A 25,667-nucleotide genomic window follows, 5' to 3' on the forward strand; every position below is an offset into this window, starting at 1 on the left:
CGTGGGCAGCGCGTCAGCGCTCGTCCGAACGTCAGCGCTTGGTCGGCGTCGGCGACGGGGTCGCGCTCGGCGTGGGCGTCGGGGTGGCGTCGGTCGCCCCGGCGGCCGTCACCACGAAGGTGCGGAAGTCGTCGTTCGTGACCGGGGAGGTCAACTCGTAGCGCTGCCCGTTCACGAGCACGAGCGGCGTGCCGGGGAACTCCTTGAGCGTCGACCCGGGGATCGTGCCGTCGGACACCGCCGTCGTCTGCTCGTCCACCCACTTGGCGTAGTCCTGGTCGGCGATGCAGCTCCGGACGGCGCTGCGTTCCTGCAGCCCCTGCACGCCCGTGACGACGTCGGTGAGCTCCGCGTCGGTCAGACCCGGGGTGCCCTCGTCCGGCTGCTTCGCGAAGAGCGCCTGGTTCACCGCGTAGAACTGGTTCGGGGAGTGCTCGGCGACGCAGGCAGCGGCGTTCGCGGCGCGGAGGGAGTACTTCGTGCCCTGCGAGCGGTTCGACAGGACCGCGACGGGATGGATGTCGACCGTGGCCGCACCGGAGTCGACGAGGTCCTTGATGTAGTCGCCGTTCGCCTGCTCGAACTGGCCGCAGCCCGGGCAGAGGTAGTCGACGTACAGGGTGATCCGGACGGTGCCGGCGCCGTCGGTCGCGGCGCTGCTCGGCGACGCGGAGGCCGATCCGGACGCGGACGCCGCGACGGGCTTCAGACCCTGCCCGATGGTGATGCCGCCCTGCGACATGGTCGACGGGCCGGGGCCGGCGGGCTTCACGGAGTCGACCAGCACGAGCGTGACGATCGTCGCGGCGGCGAGGAGCACGACCCCGAGCCCGATCTGCAGGCCGAGCCGGACACCACGCTGGCGTCGCTTCTGCTGGGTCCGGGCACGCTGGGCTCGCTGGCGGGCGGCTTCACGGCGCTCGTTCCGCGCGGCGCGGGCGGCACCCTCGGGGCGGTTGTTCATCGGTGCGTCGTCCTCCTGATCGGTGTCCGCTCGGCGTTCCCCTGCTCGGCGGACGGACCCGGCGATTGTAGTGGGGCGCTCTGGGAAGCGGCCGACCAAGGGGGAAAACACTGGCGCACCCGGGTGAACTCGTGTTGTATGAACCTCGACAGTCGACGGCGACTGTCCGGGGCCCGTACGGGCACACCGCTTCACTCGGATCGTCCGGCACGTACCTGCCGGTGAAGGAAGGACCGAACGCTCATGGCGTCCGTCACCTATGACAAGGCAACCCGTCTCTACCCCGGAGGCAACCGTCCCGCGGTCGACTCCCTCGACCTGGACGTCGCCGACGGCGAGTTCCTCGTCCTCGTCGGCCCCTCGGGCTGCGGCAAGTCCACCTCGCTTCGCATGCTGGCTGGCCTCGAAGAGGTCAACTCCGGTCAGATCCGCATCGGCGACCGCGACGTCACGGACGTCCCGCCGAAGGACCGCGACATCGCGATGGTGTTCCAGAACTACGCGCTGTACCCGCACATGACCGTCGCCGAGAACATGGGCTTCGCGCTCAAGATCGCCGGTGTCGGCAAGGAAGAGCGCGCCACCCGCGTGCAGGAGGCCGCCAAGCTCCTCGACCTCGAGGACTACCTCGGCCGCAAGCCGAAGGCGCTCTCCGGTGGTCAGCGTCAGCGCGTCGCGATGGGCCGTGCGATCGTCCGTCAGCCGCAGGTGTTCCTCATGGACGAGCCGCTGTCGAACCTCGACGCCAAGCTCCGCGTCCAGACCCGCACGCAGATCGCGTCGCTGCAGCGTCGTCTCGGCGTCACCACGGTCTACGTCACGCACGACCAGACCGAGGCCCTCACCATGGGTGACCGCATCGCGGTGCTCAAGGACGGCATCCTGCAGCAGGTCGGCACCCCGCGCGACCTGTACGAGAAGCCGAACAACGTGTTCGTCGCCGGCTTCATCGGTTCGCCGGCCATGAACCTGCTGCCCGCCGACGTCATCGAGGGCGGTATCAAGTTCGGCACGCTCAACCACGCGATCGACCGCGACACCCTGTCGAACGCCCGTGCCGCACAGATCACGGTCGGCATCCGCCCCGAGGACGTCATCGTGTCGCAGTCCGGCGAGGGCCTGCCCGTCACGGTCGACGTCGTCGAGGAGCTCGGCGCCGACGGTTACCTCTACGGTCACGCGGACGTGAACGGCCAGCGCGCCGACATCGTCGCCCGTGTCGACGGTCGTGCGCACCCGTCGATCGGTGACACGATCGTCATCACGCCGAAGCAGGGCCACGTCCACGCCTTCGACACCGAGTCGGGCGACCGCCTCGACGACAAGGCCGTCGTCAGCGCGTAACCAGCGCACTCCCCCGAGAGCCCGCGCCCGCCTCACAAGGGCGGACGCGGGCTCTCGGCTGTCCCCGACACCAGAGGAACCACCGTGCCCGACTCGATGTCCATCACTGCCGCCACCGTCGACCCCGGCCTGCTCGACCTGCCGTGGGACCTGCCGCTCGCCGACTGGCCCGACGACACGATCGTCGCGCTGCCGAAGGGCATCTCGCGGCACCTCGTGCGGTTCGTGCACCTGAGCGGGTACGTCGCCGCGGTGAAGGAGACCGGCGAAGAGGTCGCCCGGTCCGAGTACGAGATGCTCCGGACCCTGCAGCGCATGGACGTGCCGTGCGTGGACCCGGTCGCGGTCATCACGAACCGCGTCGACGCCGACGGTGAACCACTGCACCCCGTGCTCGTGACCCGCCACCTGCGGTTCTCCCTGCCCTACCGCGCGCTCTACTCGCAGACGCTGCGCCCCGAGACCGCCACCCGTCTGGTCGACGCCCTCGCGCTGCTGCTCGTCCGCCTGCACGTCATCGGCTTCTACTGGGGCGACGTGTCCCTGTCGAACACGCTGTTCCGTCGCGACGCCGGCGCCTTCGCCGCGTACCTGGTCGACGCCGAGACCGGCAAGCTCTACCCCGGCGGGCTGTCGAACGGCCAGCGTGAGAACGACCTCGAGGTCGCCCGCGTGAACATCGCCGGCGAGCTGCTCGACCTCGAGGCCGGCGGACGGCTCGACGAGAACGCCGACGCCGTCGACGTCTCGAACCGCATCGTCGCCCAGTACCGGACGCTCTGGACCGAGCTCACCGGCACCGAGCAGTTCGACATCAAGGAACGCTGGCGCATCAACGACCGCGTCGAGCGCCTGAACGAGCTCGGCTTCGACATCGAAGAACTGTCGATCCACACGACCGAGGGCGGCTCGCAGGTCCGGATCCAGCCGAAGGTCGTCGATGCCGGGCACCACCAGCGCCGACTGCTGCGCCTCACCGGGCTCGACGCCGGCGAGAACCAGGCCCGGCGCCTGCTCAACGACCTCGACTCGTACCGTGCCCGCAACGGCCGTGACGAACTCGACGAGGAGATGGTGGCGCACGAGTGGGTCTCACGGGTCTTCGAGCCCGTCGTCCGCTCGATCCCCCGTGACCTGCGCGGTCGGCTCGAACCCGCCGAGGTGTTCCACGAGCTGCTCGAGCACCGCTGGTTCATGTCCCAGCAAGAGGAGCGTTCCGTCTCCCTGCCCGAGGCCACGACCGCCTACATCAACGACGTGCTCCGACACCGTCGCGACGAGCGCCTGCTCATCAACCCGCCGACCTCGTCGATCACCGTGCCGATCCCGGTGCTGGACGACGACGACGCCGACGGGTCCGACGAGTCCGACGACGTCGACGACTGGCGCGCCACGGTCTGACGCGGTCCCCGCTCGGTCACGACACCCCGCCGGGTGGGCGCCGACCGGTCGCAGACCGTCGTCTGCGGCGTCGCGCAGCGACGACTCGTGACCACACGGCGGGCATCAGCCGACGTGTCCCGACCGTTCGGGGTCGAGAACGCGACCGCCTGGAGGCCCGTCCCGCGTCCCGGAGACCGGCGCCGGCCCTCCAGACCGTCACGCCCAGCCCCGCCTGCCACCGTGAGCAAGAATGGTCGCCTCCCGCTCGGGGAGGCGACCATTCATGCTCACGAAGTGCTGGGGCTACGCGGTGCGACGGCGCCGCGCGACCTCCCACAGGGTGACGCTCGCGGCGATGCCGGCGTTCAGGGACTCGGTGGCGCTCGAGATCGGGATCGACACGATGGCGTCGCAGGTCTCGGTGACCAGGCGCGACAGGCCCTTGCCCTCGGAACCGACGACGATCACGATCGGGCGGTCCGCGAGCTCGAGGCCGTCGAGCTCCACGTCACCGTCGCCGTCCAGGCCGAGGACGAACAGGCCCATCGACTTGAGCGACTTCAGGGTCTGCGTGAGGTTCGGGGCCATCGCGACGGGGGTGCGTGCCGCGGCACCGGCCGAGGTCTTCCACGCCGACGCCGTCACGCCGACCGAACGACGCTGCGGCACGATGACACCGTGTCCGCCGAACGCCGCGGTCGAGCGGATGATCGCGCCGAGGTTGCGGGGGTCCGTGATGCCGTCGAGTGCGACGAGCAGCGGGACCTGGTCACGCGAGAACGCCTGCTCGACGATGTCCTCGGACACGGCGTACTGGTACGCCGGCACCTTGAGGGCGACGCCCTGGTGCACGCTGTCGTGTCCGGTGATGCGGTCGAGCTCGGGACGCATGAGCTCGATGATCGGCACACCGCGGTGGTTGGCGAGCGCGAGGATCTCCTTCACGCGGTCGTCGACCTCGATGCGCGACGCGATGTAGAGCGTCGATGACGGGGTCTTCGTGCGCAGGGCCTCGAGCACGGAGTTGCGCCCGGTCACCAGCTCGGAGTCGTCGGTCTTGCGTGCCGGCGGACGGCCCGTGCGACCCTGCGGGGTGCTCGAGGAACCGTGCCGACCCTTGGCCGCCTCGAAGCGGTCCTTCGCGGCCTTGCGCTTGCCGGCCGGGTGGTACGGGCGGTCCTCGGCCTTCGGGGTCGGCTTGCGACCCTCGAGCGCCTGGGCGCCCTGTCCGCCGGAACCGACCTGCTTGTTGCCCTTGCGACCGGTGCGGACGGCGCCGGGCCGACCCTTCTTGCTTCCCGAGACGTTCTTCATGCGTAGCTCCTGTTCGGCACTGCCGTGTTCAGGCGATGCTCCAGCGTGTTCCGGACGGCGTGTCCTCGATCGTGATGCCCGCGGCGGCGAGGTCGTCGCGCACGCGGTCGGCCGCGATGAAGTCCCGTGCTGCCCTGGCGTCCGCGCGCTCCTGCACGAGGCGTTCGACGAGGGCGGCGAGCGGGCCCGCCGAGGTGTCGTGGCCGCCGCCCGACCAGTGGGCGGCTCGCGGGTCGATGCCGAGCACCTCCACCATCGCAGCCACCTGATGGTACGCGGTCCCGAGCGTTTCCGCATCGTCGGCGTCCAGGGCGGCGTTGCCGGTGCGCACGGTCTCGTGCAGCACGGCCAGGGCCTGGGGCACGGAGAGGTCGTCGTCCATGGCCGCGGCGAAGGTCTCGGGCACGGCCGGGGCGTCGGCGAGGTGGACACCCTCGAGCCGGGTCTCGGCGCGCTCGAGGAACCCGGCGATGCGGTCGTACGCAGCCTCGGCCTCGGCCAGGGAGCCCTCGTGGTGATCGATCGACGAGCGGTAGTGGGCGGCACCGAGGAAGTAGCGGACGACGGCGGGACGAGCGGATCCGAGGAAGTCCGCCGCGAAGATCGAGTTGCCGAGCGACTTCGACATCTTCTGGCCCTCGACGGTCACCAGGCCGTTGTGCAGCCAGTACGACGCGAACGGGTCCCCGGCGGCCGTGGACTGCGCCAGCTCGTTCTCGTGGTGCGGGAAGCGCAGGTCGAGCCCGCCGCCGTGGATGTCGAACGCGGGGCCGAGGTACCGGCGCGACATCGCCGAGCACTCGATGTGCCAGCCCGGACGGCCGGCGCCCCACGGGGAGTCCCAGTTGGCCGTCGACGGCTCGCCGGGCTTCGCACCCTTCCAGAGCGCGAAGTCACGGGCGTCGCGCTTGCCACGCGGGTCGGCGTCGGCGGCCTCGACCATGTCCTCGCGCCGCTGCCGGGTGAGCACCCCGTAGTCGGCCCAGCTGCCGGTGTCGAAGTAGACGTCACCCGAGCCGTCGTCGGCGGCGTAGGCGTGCCCGCGGTCGATGAGGCGCTGGATGATCTCGTGCATCTGCGGCACGCTCGCGGTGGCGCGGGGCTCGTACGTCGGGGGCAGGATGCCGAGGGCGTTGTACGCGGCCGTGAACTCGAGCTCGACCCGGTAGGCGCGGGCGAACCACTCCTCGTCCGTGCCTGCAGCCAGGTCGAGGACCTTGTCGTCGATGTCGGTGACGTTGCGCACCAGGGTCACCCGGTACCCACGGTGGGTGAGCCACCGACGCCAGATGTCGTAGACGAGCGCGGACCGCAGGTGCCCGATGTGCGGCGACGACTGCACCGTCGGACCACAGACGTAGACGCTCACGTGTCCGTCGACCAGGGGCACGAGGTCGACGACGGCTGCGGCGCGGGAGTCGTAGAGGCGAACGGTCACGCCTCAACCCTAATCGGCGCGGGGCCGCGGTTTCAGGAGGGACGCACGAGTGCCGTGGCGATCGCCGCGAGCCCCTCGCCACGGCCGGTGAACCCGATCCCGTCGGTCGTCGTGCCGGACACGGCGACGGGCGCACCGACGACCGCGGACAGGGCGTCCTGCATCTCGTCACGGCGGCGGCCGATACGCGGCCGGTTGCCGATGACCTGCACGGTGACGGACACCGGCACGAGGTCGGCGTCGGCGAGCAACGCGACCGCGCCGCGCACGAACACGTCGCCCGTGGCGCCGGCGTACTGCGGGTCAGCGGTGCCGAAGCGTCCGCCGATGTCGCCGAGGCCCCCGGCGGAGAGCAGGGCGTCGCACACCGCGTGCGCCACCGCGTCACCGTCGCTGTGCCCGGAGAGGCCGGGTTCGCCGGGGAAGTCGAGCAGCCCGACGCGGCAGGGCGAGGCGTCGTCGAAGGCGTGCACGTCGACCCCGAGCCCGAGTCGGACCGCGACGGCGTCCGCCTGGCTGGCACCCGCCGCACCGGCACCGGCACCAGCACCAGCACCAGCACCAGCTTCGGACCGCGCCCGCACGATCGACTCGGCCCGGCCGAGGTCCCACGGCGTCGTGATCTTGAAGGCATCGGCGTCACCCGGCACGAACCGCACGGTGCCCCCGACGGCCTGGAACACCCCGGCGTCGTCCGTCTCGGACTGCGACGACACCGCGTAGGCCTGCCGCAGTGCCGCGAGCGGGAAGCCCTGCGGCGTCTGCACCCCGACGAGCGCCGCACGGTCGACGGTCTCGACGACGACGTCACCGTCGACCCGCTTGACCGTGTCCGTGACGGGGAGCGCCGGCACGACGCCCGCACCGTCACCGGCGGCGACGGCGTCGAACACCCGCGAGAACTGTGCCGCGGGCGTGAGACACCGCGCCGCGTCGTGCACGAGCACCGTGGTGACGGAGTCCGGCAGGACGGCCAGGCCGGCCTCGACCGAACCGTGGCGATCCGTGCCTCCGGCGACGACGGCCGTGTACGCGACCGCAGCACCCGCGACCGAACCGACCACCTGCCGGCACTCGTCCAGGTGCGACGCGGGTGCGACCACGACGACGAGCGTCGGTGACGGCAGCGCGAACAGGGGTTCGAGCGCCCGCGCGAGCATCAGCGCACCGGCCACGGGCACGAACGCCTTCGCGGTCCCGATGCCGAGCCGGGTGCCGGAGCCGGCCGCAACGACGACGACCGCCCGGTCCACCCCTTCGGGGAACCGTGCGGTCGTCGTTCGTGCTGTCGTGTTCAGTGCGCTGTCGTCAGGCTCAGGAAGCCAGGACCTCGTCGAGGACGGTCGATGCCTTGTCCTCGTCGGTCTTCTCGGCCAGCGCGAGCTCGGAGATGAGGATCTGCCGGGCCTTGGCCAGCATCCGCTTCTCACCCGCGGAGAGCCCGCGGTCCTGATCGCGCCGCCAGAGGTCGCGGACGACCTCGGACACCTTGATGACGTCACCGGAAGCGAGCTTCTCGAGGTTCGCCTTGTAGCGGCGTGACCAGTTGGTGGGCTCTTCCGTGAACGGCGCCCGGAGGACCTCGAACACCTTGTCGAGTCCTTCCTTGCCGATCACGTCGCGGACGCCGACCAGGTCGACGTTGTCCGCCGGGACCTCGATCGTCAGGTCACCCTGCGTCACCCGCAGTTTCAGGTAGACCTTTTCCTCGCCCTTGATGACGCGAGTCTTGACTTCAGAGATGGTTGCCGCCCCGTGATGGGGGTAGACGACGGTCTCGCCGACCTCGAATTGCATGTATCAGGCTCCGTTCCCAGACATCCAGTTTACCACAAGGGCCGTTCCGGTAAGGGGACCCTCAACGCTCACCCCTCCCGGTGATCGCTAGGATGGGCGCGGGGACCGCCCGGTCTCCATCGTGACTTACGGAGGAATCTCTTGCGACCTCGGGTACTCGTGTCCGTCGCCGTTGCGGCAACCATCGCGCTCGGCGCCACCGGGTGCGAGTTCATGTCGCCGGCCCACACCGTCGACATCAAGCAGATCACCGACGGCGTGGACGTCTCGACCGGCAAGGTCGACGTGCGGAACGCCCTCCTGATCTCGGACGACGGTGAGAGCGCCCGCTTCATCGGCACGCTGGTGAACAACGACGACCAGGACGACTACACCGTCTCGATCGAGATCGGCGGCGACACCCAGACCGTCGACGTGCCGGCCAACACCCACGTCGACCTCGCCATGGCCGCGGGTGCGGGCAGCGACGACGAGTCGAGCGTGCAAGAGGGCGACACCACGCAGGGCACCACCGCCGGTGACGCCGAACCGATCGTGTTCGACAACGCGGACGCGAAGCCCGGTTCGCTCGTGAAGGTCTACTTCAGCTACCCGGACGCCGAGGGCACCTCGGCCAACGTGCCGGTGCTGACGAGCTCGCAGGAGGAGTACCAGACCCTCGCGCCGAGCCCGACCCCGACGCCCACCTCGACGTCCCCGTCCGAGAGCGGCGCACAGTCGACCGGCGAGGCCGTGCCCGGCACGCAGCCGACGGACTCGCAGACGGATTCGTCCGAGGGCGACAACGGCACCAACTGACGCCGACGGGCGCGGCTGACACCGCGCCCGGACCGTTCGCACAGGAGGCCCGGTGCGAGTCCCAGGGACTCGCACCGGGCCTCCTGTCCGTCCGTCTCAGGCCTCGATGCGGTACCCGAGACCGCGGACCGTCACCAGGATCTCGGGGGTCGACGGGACCCGCTCGATCTTCGAGCGGATGCGCTTGATGTGCACGTCGAGGGTCTTGGTGTCGCCGAAGTAGTCGGAACCCCACACCCGGTCGATGAGCTGCCCGCGGGTCAGCACACGGCCGGCGTTCCGGAGCAGCAGCTCGAGGAGCTCGAACTCCTTGAGCGGCATGGGGGTCTCGGACCCGTCGACCGACACCGTGTGCCGCTCGACGTCCATCCGGATGCCGCCGACCTGCAGGATGCCGCTGTCCGCCGGGTCGTCCTCGGTGCGGCGACGGAGCACGGCACGGATCCGGGCCAGGAGCTCCCGGGTCGAGTACGGCTTCGTCACGTAGTCGTCGGCGCCGAGCTCGAGCCCGACGACGATGTCCACCTCCGAGTCCTTCGCGGTCAGCATGATGATCGGCGCGTTCGACCGGGTCCGGATCTGCCGGCACACCTCGGTGCCGCTCAGGCCCGGCAGCATGAGGTCGAGGAGCACCAGGTCGGGGTTCTCCGCGTCGAACTTCGACAGCGCGGTCACGCCGTCGGCAGCGACGGAGGTCTCGTACCCCTCACGCTGCAGCAGGAACTCCAGGGGCTCGCTCAGGGCCGGCTCGTCGTCGACGATGAGGATCTTGGTCACGATGGCTGCTCTTCCAGTTGCTCTTCGAGTGCTGTGGTCAGTTCGGGATCTGCCTCGGGCAGACGGATGGTGAAGGTCGAGCCCTTGCCGGGCTGCGACCAGACGCGCACGTCACCACCGTGGTTGCTGACGACGTGCTTGACGATCGCGAGCCCGAGGCCGGTGCCCCCGGTGGCGCGCGACCGTGCGGGATCGACACGGTAGAACCGTTCGAAGACGCGGTCGAGGTCGGCCTCGGGGATGCCGACGCCCTGGTCGGTGATGGCGATCTCGACGAAGCCCTTCGACGACCGGACGCCCACGCCCACGCGGGTGTTGTCCGGCGAGTACTTCACCGCGTTGGCGATGAGGTTCGACACCGCGACCTGCAGCAGCCCCCGGTCGCCCATCACCCGCAGCTTCGACTTCTTGGCGCGGATGATCTCGATCGAGCGGGCGCGGGCGACGACCTCGTTCGCGTCGATCGCGGCCTGCACGATCTTGTCGATGCCGGTCTCCTCGCTGTTCTCGAGCGCGTCGACGGACTGCAGCCGGGACAGCTCGATGATGTCCTTCGTCAGCGCTCCGAGCCGCTCGGACTCGGTGATGAGCTGCGCGGCGAACTTCTTCACGTGCACGGGGTCGTCGGCGGCGAGGACGAGGGTCTCGGACAGCAGGCCGATGGCGCCGATCGGCGTCTTCAGCTCGTGCGAGATGTTGGCGACGAAGTCGCGGCGGACCTCGTCGATGCGCCGGCTCTCGGTCAGGTCGTCCGCCGTGAGCAGGACGTACCGGTTGCCGAGCTGGGCGGCACGGAAGCTGAGGTAGCCGATGAGCTCCCCGTGGCGACCACGCGGCAGCTCGAGGTCCTCCGACCCCATCTCCCCGCTCTTGCGCACCCGGTCGATGAGCTCGAGCAGTTCGTGGTGCACCAGGCGTCGGCGCACGACGAGCCCCGCCGTGAGGGCCTGGGGGGATGCCGCGACGACGGTGTTCGACGGGTCGATGACGACCGCCGGGTTGTGCATCGTCGCGATGACCGCTGCGACGCCGTCCGGCAGGGTCCGCTCCGCCACGTCGGCAGCACGTGCCGTCCGCTCGGCGGTGATGATCAGCACCACGACGCCCGCGCCGAAGACCCCGCCGAGGAGCATCGACAGTGGCACGAGCCACGCGTTGTCCATGCCGCCAGTGTAGGGATGGTCATGCGGGGTTCCGGTACCGTTCACCGTCTGCGGAAGGCCAGAACGCGAAGCGTTCAGCCCCGCGTCACCGTTCGTTCACCTGGGCTGACGACACTCGTCCGGTACGCAGAGAGAGGTACTCCCCCATGCGCGAAGTCTTCCAGCAGGAACTCCAGGACGTCCAGGAGCGACTGACCGAGATCGCCGGGCTCGTCGAGTCCGCCATCACCCGAGCCACGCAGGCCTTCAGCGACTCCGACGTCGCCCTCGCCGAAGAGGTGATCGCCGACGACGAGAAGATCGACCTCGCTGCGAACAGCCTCGACGAGATCGCGATCGACATCCTCGCCCGCCAGGCACCGGTGGCCCGCGACCTGCGCGTCGTCGTCACCGCCCTGCGCGTCAGCTCCTCGCTCGAGCGCATGGGCGACATGGCCGAGCACATCGCGCAGCTCGCCCGCCAGCGCTTCCCCGAGAAGGTCGTGCCGAAGGGCCTCCGCAGCACGTTCAAGGAGATGGGCCGGCACGACGTCGCGATGGCGCAGAAGCTCACGCGGCTGCTCGCCACGGAGGACATCGCGCTGTCGGCCGAGATCCGCGACGAGGACGACGCCGTCGACGAGCTGCACGCCAGCGTGTTCGACTTCGTGCTCGGCGAGGCATGGAAGGGCGGGCCGATCGACACCGTCGACGCCACCCTGGCCTCCCGCTACCACGAGCGCTTCGCCGACCACGCGGTCTCGATCGCCAAGAAGGTCGAGTACCTGGCGACCGGCGACTGGACCGGCGCGTCCACCTCGACCGCGGCGGTCTGACCCGGCCCGATCGGTCTGACCCGGCCCGATCGGTCTGCGAGGATCGTGGCATGGCCCAGGTCGCGATCATCGTCAACGGCATGCCCGGTTCCGGCAAGAGCAGCATCGGCACGGCACTCGCCGAGGTGCTCGGCTGCCCGTTCCTGTCGAAGGACCGCATCAAGGAGCCGCTCGCCGACGTCGTCGGCCCGATGATCGCCTCGCGCCCGCTCGGCGGCATCGCGATGGACACGATGTGGTCCATGGCGCGGGCCGTCGAGAACGGGGTCGTCCTCGACGCCGTCTGGCTGCCGTCGCGTGACGGGGACCTCCTGGAGGCCGGACTCGCGTCCGCCGGGTCCCCTCGCGCCGTCGAGGTGTGGTGCGACACGGACCGCGCCACCGCCGAGCAGCGGCTGCGCGACCGGTACGAACCGGGCACCGTGCCGGTGCGGCACGAGGTGCACGGGGACCTGGCCGACGTGCTGGCCTTCTGGGACGAGCACGGCGACGACGCCCGGCCCGTCGGGCTGCCCGGCGTCCCGGTGATCCGGGTCGACACGACGAAGCCCTACGACGTCGGCGCCCTGGTGCAGGAGATCGCGTCGCACTTCGTCTGACCAGCCACGGCTCGTCGAGCCGACCACACTGCCGAAGCGACAGGTCGTCGACGGGGCGATCCGTTCCTCCTGGCAGAGCGACAGGAGTCGGCGGAACGTTCGCGACCCACTGTCGCTTTCGCGAAGCCCCGCACACGCACGAACGCCCCGCCCGGATGCCGGACGGGGCGTTCTGCGTGGGTGCTACTTCTTGGCGCCCTGGGCGGCCACGGCGGCGGCGCCGGCTGCGGCGGCCTCGGGGTCCAGGTAGTACGCGGGCTTCGTCGGCGTGAAGTCGTCGTCGAGCTCGTACACCAGCGGGATGCCCGTCGGGATGTTCAGGCCGGCGATGTCGTCGTCGGAGATGCCGTCGAGGTGCTTCACGAGCGCACGCAGCGAGTTGCCGTGGGCCGTCACCAGCACGGTCTTGCCGCCGGCGAGGTCCTTCGTGATGTCGGACTCCCAGTACGGCAGCAGGCGGTCGATCACGAGCTTGAGCGACTCGGTGCGGGGCAGCTGGTCGCCGAGCTCGGCGTAGCGACGGTCACCGAACTGCGACCACTCGGCGTCGTCGGCGATGGGGGGCGGCGGGACGTCGAACGAACGGCGCCACTCCATGAACTGCTGCTCGCCGTACTCGGCCAGCGTCTGGGCCTTGTCCTTGCCCTGCAGGTCCCCGTAGTGGCGCTCGTTGAGGCGCCAGTCGCGCTTCACCGGCAGCCAGGCCAGGTCGGCCTGCAGCAGCGCGATGTCCGCCGTCTGGATCGCACGGGTCAGGAGCGAGGTGTACAGGACGTCGGGGACGATGCCGGACTCGGCGATGAGGTCGCCGGCGCGCTTCGCCTCCTTCTCGCCCAGCTCGCTGAGCCGGACGTCGACCCAACCGGTGAACAGGTTCTTCTGGTTCCAGTCACTGTTGCCGTGACGGAGCAGGACGAGCGTGGAGGTCATGCCTCCGAGTCTACCGAGCGGTACCGGCCCCGTACCCTTGACGCATGCCCATCGGGAACGTGACGCGCGGGACGACCGGGTACAACCGGCTCCGCCGCGTCGACCGGTGGATCGCGACCCTGCCGGTGCTGCGCCGGACGGATGACCCGCTCGTCGCCGACGTCGGCTACGGGGCGTCGCCGACCACCACCCTCGAACTGCGCGACCGGCTGGCCGCCGTCCGACCCGACGTCGAAGTCACCGGCATCGAGATCGAACCCTCGCGGGTCGCGCTCGCGAACGCCGGGACCCGCGACGGCGTGACGTTCCGCCTGGGGGGCTTCGAGACGCCGACGCCCGGGCAGCGCCGGCCCGCCGTCATCCGGGCCTTCAACGTGCTGCGGCAGTACGACGAGTCCGCGGTGGTCGGGTCGTGGCGGATCATGCAGGACCGGCTGCAGCCCGGCGGTGCGCTCGTCGAGGGGACCTGCAACGAGGTCGGTCGGGTGGCCTCGTGGGTGACGCTCGACGACGTCGCGCCGCAGACCTTCACGGTGTCGCTCCGGCTCGCCGGGCTCGACGTGCCTTCGATCGTCGCCGAGCGCCTGCCGAAGGCGCTGATCCACCGCAACGTGCCCGGCGAACGGGTGCACGCGTTCCTGCGGGACCTCGACCTGTCGTGGGCGGTCGCCGCGCCGCTCGGCACGTACGGGCCCCGGCAGCGGTGGATCGCCACGGTGCGCGGGATGCGTGACCGCGGCTGGCCGGTGCTGCACGGGGTGACGCGCTGGCGGCTCGGTGAGCTCAGCGTCCCGTGGTCGGCCGTCGAGCCCGCCTGACGCTGCGACGCAGAACACCGGTGTTCGCGCTCCGAACACCCGCAAACCGCGGTGCGACCGGCGAACACCGGTGTCTTGCGACCCTCAGCGCGCAGGCTAGGAGCGCTTGACGGCTCCGAGCCGGGGCAGCCGCGGGACGTTCGCCGTGGCACCGGCCTCGGGCGGGACGATGGTCTCCTGCGCCGCGGTCACCACGACGTCGTCGGCCTCGAGCCGCAGGGTCGCGGTGGGGTCGAGCGAGCGCTTCACCACGGCGAGCCCGATCGGCCCGAGCTCGTGGTGGATCGCCGACGCCGACAGCCGGCCGACGGGCTTGTCGTCGAGCAGCACCGGGGCACCGGGTGCCGGCAGCACACCGTCGGACCCGTCGAGGTGCAGCAGCACGGCCCGTCGCGGCGGGTGCCCGAGGTTGTGGACCTTGGCGACGGTCTCCTGCCCGCGGTAGCAGCCCTTCGACAGGTGCACGGCGGAGCGCAGCCAGTCGAGCTCGTGCGGGATCGTCCGCTCGTCCACGTCGGACAGGGTCGGGCGCCACGCGGCGATCCGCAGTGCTTCGTAGGCGAGCAGCCCCGCAACGGGCACGTCCGACGCGGCGATCGCGGTCGCGGTGGTGGGGGTGACCACGGCGATGCGGAGGGTCCAGTCGGAGCCGGGGTGGGCCTCCTGGTCGGCGTAGCCCCATCCGCCGGGCGTGATGGCGCCCCACGGGTCGACCCACTCGGCGACGGGCGGTTCCGGCAGTTCGACGGACGCGAACGGGGCGTCCGCCCCGAACCAGCCGAGGGTGACGAAGTCGGCGGAGCGGTCGGCGACCGCGACCCGGAGCATGAAGCGCATCGAGTCGAGCCACCCGGCGAGCGGCGCAGCGTCAGCGCGCTCGGTGAGCAGCCAGACCGTCGTACCGTCGTCGACGACGCGAGCCGCGTGCTCGACGCGTCCGGCCTGGTCGAGGACGAGCGTCTCGGTGCTGACGCCGGTCGGCAACCCGGTGAGCTGCTGCGAGGTGATCGAGTTGAGCCACGACAACCGGTCCGGTCCGGAGACGGTGACGACACCGAGTCCGAGCTCGACGACGGCACGCCCCCGGGTCAGCAGGCGCTGCTCCCCGATCGGGTTGCCGAAGTGCGCGGCGACGGAGTCGGCCGCGACGAAGCCGTCACGCGCGGCGAACACCGACATCAGTCGACCTTCGCGAGCTGCCCCGAGGCGTGCGAGGTGAGTTCGCGACCGAGCGCGGCGATGTCCCACGCCCAGAAGAGCTTGCCCTCGACCAGTCCGTACAGGCGGGTCGCGGCGGAGTAGTCCTTCGCGTTCGGCGAGCGCAGCACGGCGTCGGTCGACAGGTCGATCCGGCCCTTCAGCACCCGGCCGACGTAGAGCTCGTTGACGCCCGTCGGGTGGATGATCGCGGCCTCGACGTCGAAGCCGTCCGTGGTGTTGCGGAGCGCCTCGACGCTCTCGACCGTGCTGAAGGGCGTGGGCCCGTCGCCCAGGAGCATCGCGGGACCGCGGTCGCCCGGCTCGGTCGGACGGTCGATCCGCCAGTAGCCCATCTCGGCGGCGAGCGGGGTGTGGTCGTCGTCGAGCAGCCACGTGGTCGACGAGTAGTTCAGGTACGGCAGACCGTCGTGGCTGAAGCTGACACGCTGGCCGAACTCGTAGTGCCGGACCTCGTCGTCGTCACCGACCGGGTACTCGACCACTCCGGTGCCCTCCCACACGCCGACCAGCCACGACAGCGGGACCAGTTCGGGGGCGAGGCCCTCGGGCAGCTCGATCAACGCTGGCCCTTGAACAGCTTCACGACGACGACCACCGAGATGAACGCGATCGCGAGCGACGCCAGGCCGAGGAGGCCGACGTAGAAGAGCTCGAGCGCAAGCAGCGAATCCATGCTCGGAGTCTACGCGGCTCGGCTCAACGCGCCAGGAGCACCACCGCGGTGACGAGGACCACGACGAACGCCCCGGACGACGCGATGCTGATCCGTTCGACCAGACCGTCCTTCGTGGCGGTGATGAGCTGCAGCACGAAGCTGACCATCACGCAGGCGACGAAGACGAGCAGCAGCCAGGCGAAGGCGTCGCGCTCGGCCACGGTCAGCACGAGCACGGCCCCGACGACCGCCAGCACCCAGACCGGCAGGACGGACGTCAGCCGAAGGCGACGCTGGTCGGTGGGGTGCACGGGCTCGGTCACGCGCTCCATCATGTCAGGGACGTGCGGAACGCACGCACCGTGCGGTGCGGTGCTCGCGCCGAGCGGTGCGCTGCTCGCGCCGAGCGGTGCGCTGCTCGCGCCGTGCGGTGCGGGATGACGCGCAATCCGTCCGGCCGGATGAGTCCTTCCCGAGCATCACTAGGATGTCTCCACGACGTCATCCACCTCCGGAGGTCCTGTGGCACAGCTCCTGGTACTCACCTCGACCGCGCCCGGAGACGTCCTGCCGAGCCTGGGCCTCCTGAGCCACCGGATCCGCCACGTGCCGGCCGAGGCCGCACAGCTGGTCAACGCCCCGCAGAGCGACCTGATGTTCGTGGACGCCCGCACCGACCTGGTCAGCGCGAAGGCCCTGTGCAAGATCCTCGCCTCGTCGGGGTCGACCACGCCGATCGTGCTCGTCGTCACCGAGGGCGGACTGACCGCCGTCAACAGCGACTGGAACGTCGACGACGTCGTACTCGAGAGCGCGGGCCCGGCCGAGATCGACGCCCGCATCCGGCTGTCGGCCGGTCGTGCGGCGAAGGGCCAGACGAGCTCGAAGATCCAGGCGTCCGGTGTCGTCATCGACGAGGCCAGCTACTCCGCCAAGGTGCGCGGCCGGCCGCTCGACCTGACGTTCAAGGAGTTCGAGCTCCTGCGCTTCTTCGCCACCCACCCGTCACGCGTCTTCACCCGCGAGCAGCTGCTCAGCGAGGTCTGGGGCTACGACTACTTCGGTGGCACCCGCACGGTCGACGTGCACGTCCGACGACTGCGCGCCAAGCTCGGCGACCTCGAGTCGCTCATCGGCACCGTCCGCAACGTCGGGTACCGCTTCAACGTCTACGACGACGAGGCCGAGCGCCTGATGGGGCAGTAGTGCTGCCCGACCTCGGCAGCTACGTCGCCCTCGACGAGGCTCCCCCGTTCTCCGACCAGACCCTGGTGGACGTCCGCGCGGGGCGCGCGACCATCCTGACCGTCGACCACGGGGTCGCCGTGGTCCGTGACGGCGAGCTGGAACTCGTCGTCGCCCAGGAGGCCCGTGGCCGGGGCATCGGCACGGCACTGGTGACGCAGGCACTCGCGCTGGGCGGCGGGGCCGCTCCCCGGCTCGCGTGGGCGCACGGGGACCACCCGGCAGCGCGAGCGCTGGCCGACCGGTTCGGCTGGCGCGCGGTCCGCACGCTGCTGCAGCTCCGGGCGCCCGTCGCCGACTCCGATGTGGACGTCGCCGCCGACGCTGATGCCGACGTGGCGCTGCCCGACGGCTACTCGCTGTCGGCGTTCCGCCCCGGCACCGACGACGAGACCGACTGGCTCGCGCTGAACGCCGCCGCCTTCGCCCACCACCCCGAGCAGGGGCGGATGACGCTCGACGACCTGCACGCCCGCGAGGCCGAGGACTGGTTCTCCGGCGAGGACCTGCTGCTGCTCCGCGACGCCTCTGGGCAGCTCGCGGGCTCGTGCTGGCTCAAGGTCGAGGACGGCATCGGCGAGTTCTACGCCGTCGCCGTGCGGCCCGACCTGCAGGGGCAGCGACTCGGCGGAGTGCTCATGCGTGCGGGCACCGCTCGGCTGCGCGGCCGCGGGCTGACCGCCGCCGCGCTGTACGTCGAGGGGGACAACGAGCCGGCGCTGGCGCTGTACCGGCGCTCGGGGTTCATACAGCACGCGATCGACGTGCAGTACGCGGCGCCGGAGCAACCCTCAGGTCACTGATACGCTGCGCCCATGATCCAGGGGGACCAGGGCGGATCGCCCATCGAACGACGACGTCCGCACGCACGGTCGGGGGCACGCCGGTGAACTTCAACCCGTCGCCGGTGTTCCTCGCGATGGCCGCGATGGTCGCCATCCCCGCCGTCGTCACCGCACTCGTCCGCCAGAGCGACCGGAAGCGACCCCCGTCGACGGTCGTCGGGGACGAGGCGTACGGCGTGCTCTTCACCGTCCGCGCTCGCCGGTGGAACTACCTGCTGCTCCGGATCATCGGGATCGTCTTCATCGTGGTCGGCGGGTTCTTCCTGCTGGCCGCACTCGCCCTGCTCGACGACCCCGAGGCGATCGGGATGCTCCTCGGCGGTCTCGGCATCGGGCTGTTCGGGCTGCTGTTCGTCTACCTGGGCGTCGGGCAGAAGCGGCGCCGGGTCGAGGCGTACGACTCGCAGCTGGTCGTCACGCCGATGTTCCGTGCCGCCCGGACCGTCGACCCCGCTGCCATCAAGCACATCCGGCCCACGACGAACCGCTTCGGCGGCCTGGACGTCAAGGTGCACGGCCAGCGCGGGGTGATCAGTGTCCTGTCCATCGATGCCGCCTACCCCGAGTTCTGCGCGTGGCTCGAGCAGCGGGCGCCGGCGCAGTGGGGCGCGTTCGTGCAGGTCTTCGCGCGCTGAGCGCACCACCTCGGTCCGTCGCGGCCGACCCTCCACAACCGAACGGTTCACCGCCGGTTTCCACAGCGTCCACCGAGGCCCCTCCGGTGGCAGGGGCCGGGTGGCAGGATGTGGGGATGGACACCGAACCGCAGCTCGACGGCGAATCCGTCGCACCCGACCTCGACGACTTCGACGAAGTCATCGAGATCGAGCACGAGTCACTGCCGACGGACCGCTACTTCGACCGTGAGCTCAGCTGGCTCCGGTTCAACCAGCGCGTGCTCGAGCTGGGTGAAGACCGCACGCAACCCCTGCTCGAGCGGGCGAACTTCCTGGCGATCTTCGCGTCCAACCTCGACGAGTTCTTCATGGTCCGTGTCGCCGGCCTGAAGCGCCGCATCGACACCGGCATCGCCGTCCCGACCAACGTCGGCCGTGCCCCCAGCGACGTCCTGCGCGACATCGCGAAGAAGGCCCACGAGCTGCAGGACCGGCACGCCCAGGCCTTCATCGGGTCGCTCAAGCCCGACCTCGACGCCGCGGGCATCCACATCGAGCACTGGTCCGACCTCGACGAAGCCGACCGGCAGCGGATGCGGGAGTACTTCAACGAGCAGATCTTCCCGGTGCTCATGCCCCTGGCCGTCGACCCGGCGCACCCGTTCCCCTACATCTCCGGGCTCTCGCTCAACCTGGCGGTGCGGGTCCGCAACCCGAAGTCGCAGCGCCAGGAGTTCGCGCGCCTCAAGGTGCCGCAGAACTTCTCGCGCTTCATCAAGCTCCCCGACGACAACTCCGGCCGGATGCGCTTCATCCCGCTCGAAGACCTCATCGCGAACCACCTCGACGACCTGTTCCCGGGGATGGAGGTCCTCGAGCACCACGTGTTCCGGGTCACCCGCAACGAGGACGTCGAGATCGAGGAGGACGAGGCCGAGAACCTCATCCAGGCCCTCGAGCGCGAGCTCCTGCGCCGCCGGTTCGGTCCGCCGATCCGCCTCGAGATCACCGAGGACATGGACCCGGTGACGCTCGACCTGCTCGTGCGTGAACTCGACATCACCGAGGAAGAGGTCTTCCGGCTGCCGTCGCCGCTCGACCTCGGCGGACTGTTCGAGATCTCCAAGATCAACCGTCCGGACCTGCACTACCCGAAGCACGTGCCGACCACCCCGGTGCAGTTCCAGCCGGGTGAGCCGAACACGAAGCCCGACCTGTTCCGCGCGATCAAGGCGAACGACGTCCTGGTCCACCACCCCTACGAGTCCTTCGCCACGAGCGTGCAGGCGTTCCTCGAGCAGGCCGCGGCCGACCCGAACGTGCTGGCGATCAAGCAGACCCTGTACCGCACCTCCGGCGACAGCCCCATCGTCGAAGCGCTCATCGACGCAGCGGCCGCCGGCAAGCAGGTCCTCGCCCTGGTCGAGATCAAGGCCCGCTTCGACGAGCAGAACAACATCACCTGGGCCCGGAAGCTCGAGAAGGCCGGCGTGCACGTCGTCTACGGCCTGGTCGGACTGAAGACGCACTCGAAGCTGGTGCTCGTCATCCGGCAAGAGGGCGGGACGCTCAAGCACTACAGCCACATCGGCACGGGCAACTACAACCCGAAGACCTCGCGCATCTACGAGGACATGGGGCTCTTCACCTCGGACGACACGGTGGGCAAGGACCTCACCCGCCTGTTCAACGAGCTGTCCGGCTACGCCATCGAGAAGAAGTTCAAGCGCCTGCTCGTGGCACCGCTGCACCTGCGGAAGGGCCTGCTCAAGCGCATCCAGACCGAGGCCGCCAACGCCCGTGCCGGCAAGCCCTCGGGCATCCGGATCAAGGTCAACTCGATGGTCGACGAGCAGATCATCGACGCGCTGTACCTGGCGAGCCAGGCCGGGGTGCCGATCGACGTGTGGGTGCGCGGCATCTGCTCGCTCAAGCCGGGCATGGAAGGCGTCAGCGACACGATCCGCGTGCGGAGCATCGTCGGGCGCTACCTCGAGCACTCCCGTGCGTTCGCGTTCCACAACGACGGCGAGCCGGCGGTGTTCATCGGCAGCGCCGACATGATGCACCGCAATCTCGACCGACGCGTCGAGGCGCTCGTGCGGCTGGTCGCCCCGGACCACATCAACGAGGTCCAGGAGATGTTCGACCTGGCGATGGCCGACACCGCCAGCTCGTGGCACCTGGAGTCCGACGGCGAGTGGACACGGCACTCCACGGACGATGCGGGCCGTCCGCTCGAGGACGTGCAGAATGTGACCATGCGGAAGATCTCGGCCCGGAAGCGCTCGACTCGGTGAGCGGCGGTCCCTCGGGCCCCGTCGTCGCTGCGGGTGCGGTCGTCTGGCGCGAACAGGACGGCACGCCCCTCGTGCTGCTCATCCACCGCGACCACCACAAGGACGTCTCCCTACCCAAGGGCAAGGTGGATCCGGGCGAGGCCGTCCCGACGACCGCCGTGCGCGAGATCGACGAGGAGACCGGGTACCGCGTCCACCTCGGCGCACCGCTCGGCACCGCCGAGTACGTGCTGCCGAACGGCCGCGACAAGATCGTGCACTACTGGGCGGCCCGGGTCTCGGCCAAGGAGTACGCCCGCGCCGGGGCATTCGTGCCGAACCACGAGGTCGCCGCGCTCGAGTGGGTCACGATCGACGACGCCCGCAACCGCCTGACGTACGAGCGGGACGTCGCGATCCTCGACCGGTTCGCCGAACGCGCCGCCGCCGGACAGCACCGCACGTTCGCCCTGATCACCCTGCGCCACGCAAAGACGGTGCCCGGCTCGGACTGGGACGGCCCCGACGCCACCCGTCCGCTGCTGCCCGTCGGCCGTTCGCAGGCCAAGGCCGCCGCGGCACCGGTCGCGGCGTTCGGCCCGAAGAAGATCGTGAGCAGCACGGCGGCGCGGTGCCTCGCGACCGTCGAACCGCTGTCCGCGGCGACGAAGCTCGGGGTCTCGAGCACCGCCGACATCAGCCAGGACGCCCACGACCGCGGCGCCGCCGACGTCAAGGGCGTCGTCCGGCGCCGGCTCGACAAGGGCAAGACCGCTGTGTTGTGCTCGCACGGTCCGGTGCTGCCCGACATCATCGCCCGGATCGCCACCGCGACCGCCGACGACTCCGGCCGCTTCGACCTGCGCCGCGCGGCGATGCTGTCCGTCGGGGACTTCTCCGTCATGCACATCGCCGGGGACACCCTCGTCGCGGTCGAGACGCACCGCAACACGATCCCGGCGTAGCCGGCCAGCGCCGGACCGCAGCGCCGGCGGACCACGGCGCCGCCGGACCGCAGCGCCACCGGACCGCAGCGCCACGGGCCGCAGCGCAGACGCCCGGTACCCGGCTACGCGACGGGGCCGCGCCGCGCCCGGGAACCCGATCCGGGCCTCCCGACCGCTCGTCCGCGATCATGCGTGCGCATCTTCCGAACGAGCGCACAGTGCCCCCGATCCTGCTCCCTGCGCGGGAGCGGCGCACGCCGCCCCGACGTGGACAACCCCTCGTTCACCTCCCGTTCACCAGCGGGGGTGATTGCGGTCACCTCGCGTCCCTACAGTCGCTCCCGGGTCGGCACCGGCCCAGGGACCGCAGTGGTCCCACTGCATTCCATTCCCGAAGGGACCCCTGTGAACATCAAGCGAATCGGTTCGATCGCAGCAATCGCGATCGCCGGCGCAGTCGTGCTCTCCTCGTGCGCGGCAAACGAGGACGCGGGCAGCACCGAGTCCTCCTCCACCAGCGGCAGCGACTACTCGAAGCTCTCCGGCACCCTGACCGGCTCCGGCTCGTCGGCACAGCAGACCGCGCAGGCCACCTGGGCCGCCGGTTTCCAGAACGAGGCCTCGGGCGTCACCGTGAACTACACGCCGGACGGCTCCGGCGCCGGTCGCGAGAACTTCATGTCGGGTGCCGCGGACTTCGCCGGCTCCGACGCCGCGCTGAAGGACGAGGAGCTCTCGGGCAAGTTCGAGTCCTGCAAGGCGGACACCAAGGGCATCGACATCCCCGTCTACATCTCCCCGATCGCGATCGCGTACAAGGTCGACGGCGTCAGCGACCTGACCCTCGACGCGAAGACCATCGCGGGCATCTTCTCGGGCAAGATCACCAAGTGGGACGACTCCGAGATCGCCGACCTGAACAAGGACGCGAAGCTGCCGGACGCCGACATCACGGTCGTCCACCGCTCCGACGACTCGGGCACCACGCAGAACTTCTCGGAGTACGTCTCCGCGAACGCCTCGGACGTCTGGACCGAAGAGCCCAGCCAGACCTTCCCGTACTCGGTCGGTGACAGCGCGAAGGGCACCTCCGGTGTCGCCTCCGCGATGGGCAACGCCACCAACGCCATCACCTACATCGACGACTCCGGTGCGGGTGACCTCGACCGCGCGAAGCTGATGGTCGGCGACAAGGCGACCGAGATCTCGGCCGACGGCGCCGCGCAGGTCGTCGCTGACTCGAAGATCGCGACCGGCCGTGAGGACAACGACCTCGCGATCGACATCGACCGCAAGGACACCGCTGACGGTGCCTGGCCGCTGGTCCTCGTCTCCTACGCCATCGCGTGCCAGGAGTACAAGGACGCCGACAAGGCCGAGCTCGTGAAGGGCTACCTCGACTACGTCGTCTCGAGCGCCGCTCAGGACGCCGCTGCCAAGGAGGCCAAGTCGGCCGCCCTCTCCTCCGACCTCGCGTCGAAGGCCAAGGACGCGGTCGCTTCCATCAAGTAAGGCCCCCTGAGCGCCCGGACGCCGGTCCCACCCACTCGACCGGCGTCCGGGCACTCAGCCGTCCAGGACCCCGCCCGGACGGGCACCACCACCCCAGAACCCGTCGCCTCCCCCGGCGTTCCTCCGACAGGAGTACCCCATGACGACCGCACCGGCCCAGCCAGGGGCCACCGTCACCCCGACCAAGCCGAAGCCCGTCGTCCGTGTCGGCGACCGCGTCTTCTCCGCCGCCTCGGTCATCGCCGGCGGCCTCATCCTCTTCGTGCTCGTGCTCGTCGCCGCGTTCCTCGTCTGGCAGAGCATCCCGGCCTTCTCCGCCAAGGTCGGCGAGCTGCCGGGCAAGGCCACGAACTTCTGGGACTTCGTCGGCCCCCTGGTCTTCGGCACCGTCTGGTCCGCGCTCATCGCGCTCGTGATCGCCGTGCCGCTGTCCCTCGGGATCGCCCTCTTCATCTCGCACTTCGCGCCGCGTCGACTCGCGCCGGTCCTCGGCTACGTGATCGACCTGCTGGCCGCGGTGCCGTCGGTCGTCTACGGCCTCTGGGGCATCGCCGTGCTGGCTCCCCTGGTGAAGCCGTTCTACGTGTTCCTGAACGAGTACATCGGCTGGTTCCCGTTGTTCTCCGGCCAGGTGTCCGGCACCGGCCGCACGATCCTGACGGCGTCGATCGTCCTCGCCGTCATGGCGATCCCGATCATGACCGCGGTCATGCGTGAGATCTTCCTGCAGGCCCCGACCCTGAACGAGGAAGCGGCCCTGGCCCTCGGCGCGACCCGCTGGGAGATGATCCGCCTGTCGGTCCTGCCGTTCGCGAAGTCCGGCATCGTCTCCGCGATCATGCTCGGCCTCGGTCGTGCGCTCGGCGAGACGATGGCGATCGCGCTGGTGCTGTCGGTCTCGACGAACGTCACGTTCCAGATGCTGACGTCGCAGAACCCCTCGACGATCGCCGCGAACATCGCCCTGCAGTTCGCCGAGGCCTCGGGCACGGCACTCAACGCGCTCATCGCGTCCGGTCTGATCCTCTTCGTCATCACCCTGGTCATCAACATGCTCGCGCGGTACATCGTCCGCAGCCGAGTCAGCTGAGAGGTCGCACCCGATGTCCCTCGCGCTCCGTCAGACCGGTACCGCCGGCAACGTCTACGCCAACGGCAAGCTGCACGCCTCCGTCCCGTGGCTGCTGCTGGTCGGTAGCTGGGTCGCCCTCGTCCTGGTCTTCGCCCTGCTCAACGCGGGCGGCGCCGTCAAGGACTTCAACGTCGTCGCCGCGATCTTCCTCGGCACGGTCCTGTTCGACGTCCTCATCGTCGTCATCTCGCGCATCGTCGAGGGCGGCCGCAAGGCGGTCGACCGCCTGGTCACCTCGCTCGTCATCACGGCGTTCGTCATCGCGGTCCTGCCGCTGGTGTCGCTGCTCTGGACGGTCATCGCCAAGGGCGTCGCCCGCTTCGACGCGAACTTCTTCTCGTACTCGATGCGCGGGGTCATCTCCGAGGGCGGCGGCGCGGTCCACGCCCTCGTCGGCACGCTCGAGATCACGCTGTTCGCGGCGCTCATCTCGGTGCCGATCGGCCTGCTCACCTCGATCTACCTGGTCGAGTACGGTCGCGGCGCACTGGCGAAGGGCATCACGTTCTTCGTCGACGTCATGACGGGCATCCCGTCGATCGTCGCCGGTCTGTTCGCCTACGCGCTCTTCGCGCTGTTCCTCGGCCCGGGCGCCCGCTTCGGTCTGGTCGGCTCCGTCGCCCTGTCGGTGCTGATGATCCCGATCGTCGTGCGCTCCACCGAAGAGGTGCTGAAGATCGTCCCGATGGAACTCCGCGAGGCCTCGTACGCCCTCGGGGTGCCGAAGTACCTCACGATCCTCAAGGTCGTGCTCCCCACCAGCCTCGCCGGCATCACCACCGGCGTGATGCTCTCGATCGCCCGCGTCATCGGTGAGACCGCCCCGCTGCTCGTCACCGCCGGCTTCACCGCGAGCATGAACTACAACCTGTTCCGTGACCCGATGATGACCCTGCCGGTGTACGCGTACACGCAGTACTCGCAGCAGGGCGCCAACCCGGTGCCGTTCGTCGACCGGGCCTGGACCGCGGCCCTCGTGCTCATCCTGATCGTGATGCTGCTCAACCTGCTCGCCCGGTTCATCACCCGTCTCTTCGCCCCCAAGCTCAGCCGCTGACCCTCCGCCCCCGCGGA

At 70.1% G+C, this 25,667-nt stretch carries 25 protein-coding genes; 14 read left to right on the forward strand and 11 right to left on the reverse strand.

Features of this window, described 5'->3' with window-relative positions:
- Window positions 1–31: 31 nt before the first annotated feature.
- Window positions 32–964: a thioredoxin domain-containing protein gene (locus DEJ03_RS00375; RefSeq protein WP_110863113.1), complete on the reverse strand. Its 933-nt coding sequence runs from the start codon at window positions 962–964 to the stop codon at window positions 32–34.
- A gap of 243 nt (window positions 965–1,207) precedes the next feature.
- Between DEJ03_RS00375 and DEJ03_RS00380 the strand changes: the two genes are divergently transcribed.
- Window positions 1,208–2,308 (forward strand): ABC transporter ATP-binding protein, encoded by a 1,101-nt coding sequence (locus DEJ03_RS00380; RefSeq protein ID WP_071244017.1) that lies wholly within the window; start codon window positions 1,208–1,210, stop codon window positions 2,306–2,308.
- A gap of 96 nt (window positions 2,309–2,404) precedes the next feature.
- Window positions 2,405–3,709: a DUF4032 domain-containing protein gene (locus DEJ03_RS00385; protein ID WP_375342287.1), complete on the forward strand. Its 1,305-nt coding sequence runs from the start codon at window positions 2,405–2,407 to the stop codon at window positions 3,707–3,709.
- Window positions 3,710–3,994: 285 nt separating this feature from the next.
- Here DEJ03_RS00385 and rlmB read toward each other — a convergent pair whose 3' ends face one another.
- The 4 genes from rlmB to DEJ03_RS00405 form a co-directional block, all read right to left on the reverse strand.
- Window positions 3,995–5,005 carry a 23S rRNA (guanosine(2251)-2'-O)-methyltransferase RlmB gene (rlmB, locus tag DEJ03_RS00390; RefSeq protein WP_027466607.1) on the reverse strand — a complete coding sequence of 337 codons (1,011 nt, stop codon included), beginning with the start codon at window positions 5,003–5,005 and terminating at the stop codon, window positions 3,995–3,997.
- Between the two features lie 28 nt (window positions 5,006–5,033).
- Window positions 5,034–6,443: a cysteine--tRNA ligase gene (gene cysS, locus DEJ03_RS00395; RefSeq protein ID WP_110863115.1), complete on the reverse strand. Its 1,410-nt coding sequence runs from the start codon at window positions 6,441–6,443 to the stop codon at window positions 5,034–5,036.
- A gap of 32 nt (window positions 6,444–6,475) precedes the next feature.
- Window positions 6,476–7,696: a 2-C-methyl-D-erythritol 4-phosphate cytidylyltransferase gene (ispD, locus tag DEJ03_RS00400; RefSeq protein WP_110863116.1), complete on the reverse strand. Its 1,221-nt coding sequence runs from the start codon at window positions 7,694–7,696 to the stop codon at window positions 6,476–6,478.
- Between the two features lie 61 nt (window positions 7,697–7,757).
- Window positions 7,758–8,240, reverse strand: a complete 483-nt coding sequence (locus DEJ03_RS00405; RefSeq protein WP_017888066.1) for a CarD family transcriptional regulator — start codon at window positions 8,238–8,240, stop codon at window positions 7,758–7,760.
- 141 nt (window positions 8,241–8,381) lie between these two features.
- Between DEJ03_RS00405 and DEJ03_RS00410 the strand changes: the two genes are divergently transcribed.
- Window positions 8,382–9,038 carry a hypothetical protein gene (locus tag DEJ03_RS00410; protein ID WP_128780543.1) on the forward strand — a complete coding sequence of 219 codons (657 nt, stop codon included), beginning with the start codon at window positions 8,382–8,384 and terminating at the stop codon, window positions 9,036–9,038.
- 96 nt (window positions 9,039–9,134) lie between these two features.
- Here the strand turns inward: DEJ03_RS00410 and DEJ03_RS00415 are convergent, their stop codons facing one another.
- Window positions 9,135–9,815: a response regulator transcription factor gene (locus DEJ03_RS00415; RefSeq protein WP_027466611.1), complete on the reverse strand. Its 681-nt coding sequence runs from the start codon at window positions 9,813–9,815 to the stop codon at window positions 9,135–9,137.
- Window positions 9,812–10,978, reverse strand: a complete 1,167-nt coding sequence (locus DEJ03_RS00420; protein ID WP_071404724.1) for a cell wall metabolism sensor histidine kinase WalK — start codon at window positions 10,976–10,978, stop codon at window positions 9,812–9,814. Before DEJ03_RS00420 ends, DEJ03_RS00415 begins: the two co-directional genes overlap by 4 nt.
- A 146-nt stretch (window positions 10,979–11,124) precedes the next feature.
- Here DEJ03_RS00420 and phoU point away from each other — a divergent pair, with 146 nt between their 5' ends.
- Together phoU and DEJ03_RS00430 are read left to right on the forward strand one after the other, a co-directional pair.
- Window positions 11,125–11,793 (forward strand): phosphate signaling complex protein PhoU, encoded by a 669-nt coding sequence (gene phoU, locus DEJ03_RS00425; RefSeq protein ID WP_027466613.1) that lies wholly within the window; start codon window positions 11,125–11,127, stop codon window positions 11,791–11,793.
- Window positions 11,794–11,843: 50 nt separating this feature from the next.
- Window positions 11,844–12,392: an AAA family ATPase gene (locus tag DEJ03_RS00430; RefSeq protein ID WP_110863117.1), complete on the forward strand. Its 549-nt coding sequence runs from the start codon at window positions 11,844–11,846 to the stop codon at window positions 12,390–12,392.
- Window positions 12,393–12,575: 183 nt separating this feature from the next.
- Here DEJ03_RS00430 and DEJ03_RS00435 read toward each other — a convergent pair whose 3' ends face one another.
- Window positions 12,576–13,322 (reverse strand): phosphoglyceromutase, encoded by a 747-nt coding sequence (locus DEJ03_RS00435; RefSeq protein WP_110863118.1) that lies wholly within the window; start codon window positions 13,320–13,322, stop codon window positions 12,576–12,578.
- Window positions 13,323–13,366: 44 nt separating this feature from the next.
- Here DEJ03_RS00435 and DEJ03_RS00440 point away from each other — a divergent pair, with 44 nt between their 5' ends.
- Window positions 13,367–14,140 carry a class I SAM-dependent methyltransferase gene (locus DEJ03_RS00440; RefSeq protein WP_110863119.1) on the forward strand — a complete coding sequence of 258 codons (774 nt, stop codon included), beginning with the start codon at window positions 13,367–13,369 and terminating at the stop codon, window positions 14,138–14,140.
- 96 nt (window positions 14,141–14,236) lie between these two features.
- Here the strand turns inward: DEJ03_RS00440 and DEJ03_RS00445 are convergent, their stop codons facing one another.
- The 3 genes from DEJ03_RS00445 to DEJ03_RS00455 all read right to left on the reverse strand — a co-directional run bounded on the left by DEJ03_RS00445 (window position 14,237) and on the right by DEJ03_RS00455 (window position 16,339).
- Window positions 14,237–15,319 carry a folate-binding protein YgfZ gene (locus tag DEJ03_RS00445; protein ID WP_110863120.1) on the reverse strand — a complete coding sequence of 361 codons (1,083 nt, stop codon included), beginning with the start codon at window positions 15,317–15,319 and terminating at the stop codon, window positions 14,237–14,239.
- Window positions 15,319–15,921 carry an FABP family protein gene (locus DEJ03_RS00450; protein WP_110863121.1) on the reverse strand — a complete coding sequence of 201 codons (603 nt, stop codon included), beginning with the start codon at window positions 15,919–15,921 and terminating at the stop codon, window positions 15,319–15,321. The genes DEJ03_RS00445 and DEJ03_RS00450 overlap by 1 nt, the downstream gene beginning before the upstream one ends.
- Before the next feature lie 136 nt (window positions 15,922–16,057).
- Window positions 16,058–16,339, reverse strand: coding sequence for a hypothetical protein (locus DEJ03_RS00455; RefSeq protein ID WP_128780538.1), 282 nt, complete (start codon window positions 16,337–16,339; stop codon window positions 16,058–16,060).
- Between the two features lie 199 nt (window positions 16,340–16,538).
- On the opposite strand from DEJ03_RS00455, the gene DEJ03_RS00460 reads away from it, so the two are divergent.
- The 8 genes from DEJ03_RS00460 to pstA all read left to right on the forward strand — a co-directional run bounded on the left by DEJ03_RS00460 (window position 16,539) and on the right by pstA (window position 25,650).
- Complete coding sequence (locus DEJ03_RS00460; protein WP_017888078.1) at window positions 16,539–17,222, forward strand: response regulator transcription factor; 684 nt, start codon at window positions 16,539–16,541, stop codon at window positions 17,220–17,222.
- Window positions 17,222–18,064, forward strand: coding sequence for a mycothiol synthase (gene mshD, locus DEJ03_RS00465; protein ID WP_110863122.1), 843 nt, complete (start codon window positions 17,222–17,224; stop codon window positions 18,062–18,064). The genes DEJ03_RS00460 and mshD overlap by 1 nt, the downstream gene beginning before the upstream one ends.
- 83 nt (window positions 18,065–18,147) lie before the next feature.
- Complete coding sequence (locus DEJ03_RS00470; RefSeq protein WP_071404720.1) at window positions 18,148–18,741, forward strand: hypothetical protein; 594 nt, start codon at window positions 18,148–18,150, stop codon at window positions 18,739–18,741.
- Window positions 18,742–18,857: 116 nt separating this feature from the next.
- Window positions 18,858–21,023 (forward strand): RNA degradosome polyphosphate kinase, encoded by a 2,166-nt coding sequence (locus tag DEJ03_RS00475; protein ID WP_110863123.1) that lies wholly within the window; start codon window positions 18,858–18,860, stop codon window positions 21,021–21,023.
- Window positions 21,020–21,967: an NUDIX domain-containing protein gene (locus DEJ03_RS00480; protein WP_110863124.1), complete on the forward strand. Its 948-nt coding sequence runs from the start codon at window positions 21,020–21,022 to the stop codon at window positions 21,965–21,967. The genes DEJ03_RS00475 and DEJ03_RS00480 overlap by 4 nt, the downstream gene beginning before the upstream one ends.
- Window positions 21,968–22,354: 387 nt before the next feature.
- Window positions 22,355–23,461, forward strand: coding sequence for a phosphate ABC transporter substrate-binding protein PstS (gene pstS, locus DEJ03_RS00485; protein WP_071404717.1), 1,107 nt, complete (start codon window positions 22,355–22,357; stop codon window positions 23,459–23,461).
- A 139-nt stretch (window positions 23,462–23,600) separates the two neighbouring features.
- Entirely contained in the window at window positions 23,601–24,551 is a 951-nt protein-coding gene (gene pstC / locus DEJ03_RS00490; RefSeq protein WP_071404716.1) for a phosphate ABC transporter permease subunit PstC, read from the forward strand.
- A 13-nt stretch (window positions 24,552–24,564) separates the two neighbouring features.
- The gene (gene pstA, locus DEJ03_RS00495) at window positions 24,565–25,650 is read left to right on the forward strand and encodes a phosphate ABC transporter permease PstA (RefSeq protein WP_110863125.1); all 1,086 of its coding nucleotides are present in this window, start codon (window positions 24,565–24,567) and stop codon (window positions 25,648–25,650) included.
- Window positions 25,651–25,667: the final 17 nt, after the last annotated feature.

This window comes from Curtobacterium sp. MCLR17_043, assembly GCF_003224215.1.
Classification (GTDB): domain Bacteria; phylum Actinomycetota; class Actinomycetes; order Actinomycetales; family Microbacteriaceae; genus Curtobacterium; species Curtobacterium flaccumfaciens.

Coding starts and splice junctions, on each gene's coding strand:
- phoU (WP_027466613.1), top strand. CDS start 11,125: ATGCGCGAAGTCTTCCAGCAGGAACTCCAGGACGTCCAGGAGCGACTG.
- pstA (WP_110863125.1), top strand. CDS start 24,565: ATGTCCCTCGCGCTCCGTCAGACCGGTACCGCCGGCAACGTCTACGCC.
- rlmB (WP_027466607.1), bottom strand. CDS start 5,005: ATGAAGAACGTCTCGGGAAGCAAGAAGGGTCGGCCCGGCGCCGTCCGC.
- DEJ03_RS00405 (WP_017888066.1), bottom strand. CDS start 8,240: ATGCAATTCGAGGTCGGCGAGACCGTCGTCTACCCCCATCACGGGGCG.
- DEJ03_RS00380 (WP_071244017.1), top strand. CDS start 1,208: ATGGCGTCCGTCACCTATGACAAGGCAACCCGTCTCTACCCCGGAGGC.
- DEJ03_RS00385 (WP_375342287.1), top strand. CDS start 2,405: ATGTCCATCACTGCCGCCACCGTCGACCCCGGCCTGCTCGACCTGCCG.
- DEJ03_RS00375 (WP_110863113.1), bottom strand. CDS start 964: ATGAACAACCGCCCCGAGGGTGCCGCCCGCGCCGCGCGGAACGAGCGC.
- DEJ03_RS00430 (WP_110863117.1), top strand. CDS start 11,844: ATGGCCCAGGTCGCGATCATCGTCAACGGCATGCCCGGTTCCGGCAAG.
- DEJ03_RS00440 (WP_110863119.1), top strand. CDS start 13,367: ATGCCCATCGGGAACGTGACGCGCGGGACGACCGGGTACAACCGGCTC.
- DEJ03_RS00475 (WP_110863123.1), top strand. CDS start 18,858: ATGGACACCGAACCGCAGCTCGACGGCGAATCCGTCGCACCCGACCTC.
- DEJ03_RS00435 (WP_110863118.1), bottom strand. CDS start 13,322: ATGACCTCCACGCTCGTCCTGCTCCGTCACGGCAACAGTGACTGGAAC.
- DEJ03_RS00420 (WP_071404724.1), bottom strand. CDS start 10,978: ATGGACAACGCGTGGCTCGTGCCACTGTCGATGCTCCTCGGCGGGGTC.
- DEJ03_RS00445 (WP_110863120.1), bottom strand. CDS start 15,319: ATGTCGGTGTTCGCCGCGCGTGACGGCTTCGTCGCGGCCGACTCCGTC.
- pstC (WP_071404716.1), top strand. CDS start 23,601: ATGACGACCGCACCGGCCCAGCCAGGGGCCACCGTCACCCCGACCAAG.